Annotated in this window: 5 protein-coding genes; 3 read left to right on the top strand and 2 right to left on the bottom strand. The window is 73.7% G+C overall.

What is annotated here, in order from left to right; translation table 11 throughout:
* The coding region (locus tag VGL20_14350) for a hypothetical protein (GenBank protein ID HEY2704863.1) at positions 1–314 on the top strand (314 nt) is incomplete at its 5' end.
* A 17-nt stretch (positions 315–331) separates the two neighbouring features.
* Positions 332–1,189 (top strand): crotonase/enoyl-CoA hydratase family protein, encoded by an 858-nt coding sequence (locus VGL20_14345; GenBank protein HEY2704862.1) that lies wholly within the window; start codon positions 332–334, stop codon positions 1,187–1,189.
* Here VGL20_14345 and VGL20_14340 read toward each other — a convergent pair.
* Entirely contained in the window at positions 1,159–1,596 is a 438-nt protein-coding gene (locus tag VGL20_14340; protein ID HEY2704861.1) for a nuclear transport factor 2 family protein, read from the bottom strand. The two genes, VGL20_14345 and VGL20_14340, sit on opposite strands and share 31 nt — an antisense overlap.
* An 83-nt stretch (positions 1,597–1,679) precedes the next feature.
* The gene (locus VGL20_14335; GenBank protein ID HEY2704860.1) at positions 1,680–2,807 is read right to left on the bottom strand and encodes a hypothetical protein; all 1,128 of its coding nucleotides are present in this window, start codon (positions 2,805–2,807) and stop codon (positions 1,680–1,682) included.
* A gap of 302 nt (positions 2,808–3,109) precedes the next feature.
* Between VGL20_14335 and VGL20_14330 the strand changes: the two genes are divergently transcribed.
* Positions 3,110–3,858 (top strand): glucose-1-phosphate thymidylyltransferase (locus VGL20_14330; protein HEY2704859.1); only part of this gene is annotated, 749 nt, incomplete at its 3' end.

The raw sequence follows: 3,858 nt of genomic DNA, 5'->3' as shown, positions 1-3,858 counted from the left end.
TCCGGGTCGTCCCCGCGTCGGCGCCCTGCCTCCCCGCCGCCGGCTGCGCCCTGGAGGTGAGCGTCGAGCTGCTGCCCCACACCGCGGTGACCACGGTTCGGGTGGTGCTCCGGCTCGTCGACCGCTGCACCGGGGCCGTGTCCGAGGTGGCGCTGCCGCCACTGCGGGTGGCGGCGGGCGCCCCCTCCGCCCGCACCGCGACCACCGTGCGGGTGCCCGCGGGACCGGCCCCGGCGATCATCGCGGTCACCACCGCCCCGGCGCGCGCCGCCTCGGCGCCGCTGCTGGTGGCCCCGTTCCTCCCCACCTGCTGACCCACCGGAGGCCGCCGATGCCCGCCTACACCACCCTGCGCACCGAGACCGAGGCGGGGGTGCGCTCGCTCGTGCTCTGCCGGCCCGACGAGTACAACACCATCACCCCGGCGCTGCGCGACGACCTCGTCGCCGCCATCGGCGAGGCCGAGGCCGACCCCGAGGTGAGGGTCATCCTGCTCCGCGCCGAGGGTCCCGCCTTCTGCGCCGGCTACGGCCTCGACTGGGCGACCCCGGCGCAGCGTGCCGAGGAGCGCGACGGGCGGGTGTGGGACTCGGTGAGCGACCTGGCGATGATGACCCCGTTCGTCGACGCCTACATGCGGCTCTGGTACGCGCGCATCCCCACCCTCGCCGCGGTGCAGGGGTGGTGCATCGCCGGCGGCACCGACATGGTGCTCTGCGCCGACCTCGTCGTCGCCGCCGAGGGCGCGTCCTTCGGCTACCCGCCGTCGCGAGTGTGGGGCACCCCCACCACCGCGATGTGGGTGTACCGGATGGGGCTGGAGCGTGCCAAGCGCTACCTGCTCACCGGCGACGAGATCCCCGCCCCGGAGGCGGCCCGGCTGGGGCTCATCCTCGAGACCGTGCCCGACGACCGGCTCCAGGAGCACGCCATGGGGCTGGCCGGGCGGATGGCGCAGCTGCCCCGCAACCAGCTGACGATGCTGAAGTTGCTCTGCAACCAGACCGTCGAGAACATGGGGATGGCCTCCACCCGGCTGCTGGGCACGCTCTTCGACGGCATCGCCCGCCACACCGCCGAGGGCCGCGACTTCGTCGACCGCGCCCGGCAGACGGGTTTCCGCCAGGCGGTGCGCGAGCGCGACGACCCCTTCGGCGACTACGGCTCGCGCTCGCGGGCGTCCGAGTAGGCGTCCGGGTCCACGCTGCCGCTGGCGGCGCGGAGCCGCTCCAGGGTGTCCGGGGTCGGCCGGGTGCGGAGCAGGACGATGGCGCCGCCGGCGACCCCGATCTCGGCGTGGACCCGCAGCTCGCCGATGCGGCCGCGCCGGAGGTCGTCGTGGTGGACCGTCCAGAGCGCGGCCAGCCCGCCGCCGGCGCCGGGGACCGGGGGCGCGCCGGTGGTGGTGTAGTGGAGCCGGGCGAGCAGTCGGAGCAGGGTGGCGATCCGGGGCACCCCCTCGAAGCGGCCGGTGCCGATGTCGAACACCGCCTCGGGGTGGAGGAGGGCGAGGCAGGCGGCCACGTCTCCGGCGTTCTGCGCCGCCCGGAAGGACTCGACGAGGGCGACCGCTGCGGCCTCCTCGGAGCTGCTCATCCCCCGGACCATAGAGAAAACGGAAACGGGCGGGGCCACCGAGGTGACCCCGCCCGTGCGGTTCCGTGTCGGCCGGGACCGGGCTAGAGAGCCTGGACGACGGCGCGGGTGCGGCGGCTGACGAACGCCATCACCACCGAGATCCCGGAGAAGAGGAGCGCGAAGCCCGCCATGCCGATGGCGGCGCCGGTCATCGGCGTGCGCAGCGCGGGCGCGTGGCCGGTCGAGGCGGTGCTGGGAAGGCTGTGAGCCGCGGCGGGGGTCACCGGAGCGGCAGGAGCCGCCGCCGCCGCCGAGCCCGCCGAGTCGGTGGAGAGCACGCCGGCCACCGGGCTGATGCCGAGCAGGTCGCCGACGGTGCCGATCGCGGCCGAGCCGAGGCCACCGGCGGCGCCGGTCTGGAGCAGGTTGAGATCGAGGATGCCGGGGATGCTGATCGGGATGCCCCCGATGCCCTGGTCGCTGGAGAGGACCTTGGTGCCGTTCAGCGAGAGCAGGTAGACCTGCTGGTGGCCGTCGCTCGACGACTCGGAGTGGAGCAGGATCACGCCCAGCCCACCGTTGAGGAGGGTCAGGTCGGCGCCGTTGGTGGCGCCGTCGCCGTGCGAGGCGGCGTCGGTGTAGGACGCGTTGCTGAGGCCCTCGAGGACGGCGAGGGTGGCCACCTGGCCGTTGCCGACGCTGGCGTCGACCAGCGCGGAGCGAGCGTGCGCCAGCGAGGAGATGCCGTTCGCCTGCGCCTGGTTCATCCAGTCGGCGAGGGCGAGGCCCAGCAGGGGGTTGGCCGGGATCGCGAGCAGCGCGCCACTGTTGGCGCCGTTGCTCGAGGCCTGGCCGGCGGAGAGGTCGTTGCCGAGCAGGCGCAGCGCGTGGCTGTCACCCTGCGAGGCGCCCGGACCCGCGTTGGCCGTGGTGCAGCTGATGCACGTGTCGAGCGGGTTCAGCTTGACCGCGTTGCCGGTGGCGTGGCTGCCGGGGGCGTGGCCCACCGGAACCGCGAACACGGCGTGGGGGGCGGCGGCCGAATGGCTCGCCGGGAACAACGACGCGACGGCCGAGTTCACCAGCGAGGTGACCGGCGCGAGCGCGGAGGTCGGCAGCGAGCCGACCAGGGGCGTGGTTGCGGCAGAGGCCCCGCTCAGGCTCATTGCTGCCGGGATCGCTCCCGCCACCAGAACCGAGCCGGCGGTGACGGCCAGTCGCTTGAACATCTTTTCCCTTCACCCATATGTGCGTGTGCCGGACGGCCGATGGGACGCCCTCTGGTTCCCGCCACATATTCAGACGTCAGAACGCGTCAAACCTGTCGCTTGGACATAAAGTCGGCGTTTCCTCCCCGACCGTCCGGGCGGTCGAGGGGTGTCGCCGGCGCCGGGCGACGGCGCCTTCAGGCATGCTGGCCCCCATCCCAGCCACCCTCCCCTGCGGTCGCGCGCCAGCCGCGCCCGCACGGGTGTTCGAGAGGGGACCCCATGCTACCCTGTGCCGCCGTGGACCGGACCGACCGCCCGCGATGAAGGGGCTGATCCTCAGCGGGGGCCGGGGGACGCGGCTGCGACCGATCACCCACACCAGCGCCAAGCAGCTGCTCCCGGTCGCCAACCGCCCCATCCTCTTCTATGCCATCGATGCGCTCCGTGATGCCGGCATCACCGACATCGGCATCATCGTCGGGCACACCGGCGACGAGATCCGCGAGGCGGTGGGCGACGGCTCGCGGCTGGGGGTGACGGTCCGCTACATCGACCAGGAGGCGCCGCTGGGGCTGGCCCACGCGATCGGCATCGCCCGCGGGTTCACCGGCGGCGACCGCTTCGTCGTCTACCTGGGCGACAACCTCATCGCCGACGGCATCACCCGGTTCGTCGACGACTTCCGGAGCGGGGCGCCCGACGTGATGATCCTGCTCGCCCGGGTGCCCGAGCCGCAGCGCTTCGGGGTGGCCGAGGTCGACGGCGACCGGGTGGTGCGGCTGGTGGAGAAGCCGGCGGTGCCCCCCTCCGACCTCGCCCTGGTGGGCGTCTACATGTTCGCCCCGTCGATCTTCGAGGCCATCGACGCCATCGAGCCCAGCGCCCGCGGCGAGCTGGAGATCACCGACGCGATCCAGCGGATGATCTCCGACGGCAGCCGCCGCGTCACCGCTCAGGTGATCGAGGGCTGGTGGAAGGACACCGGCCGGCTCGACGACATCCTCGAGGCCAACCGGATCATGCTCGACGCCCTGACCCCGCGCATCGACGGCGAGGTCGGCGAGGACGC

It is taken from the genome of Candidatus Dormiibacterota bacterium, from assembly GCA_036495095.1.
In the GTDB taxonomy this organism is placed as follows: Bacteria; Chloroflexota; Dormibacteria; order Aeolococcales; family Aeolococcaceae; genus CF-96.
This window is presented reverse-complemented; position numbering and strand designations above follow the sequence as displayed.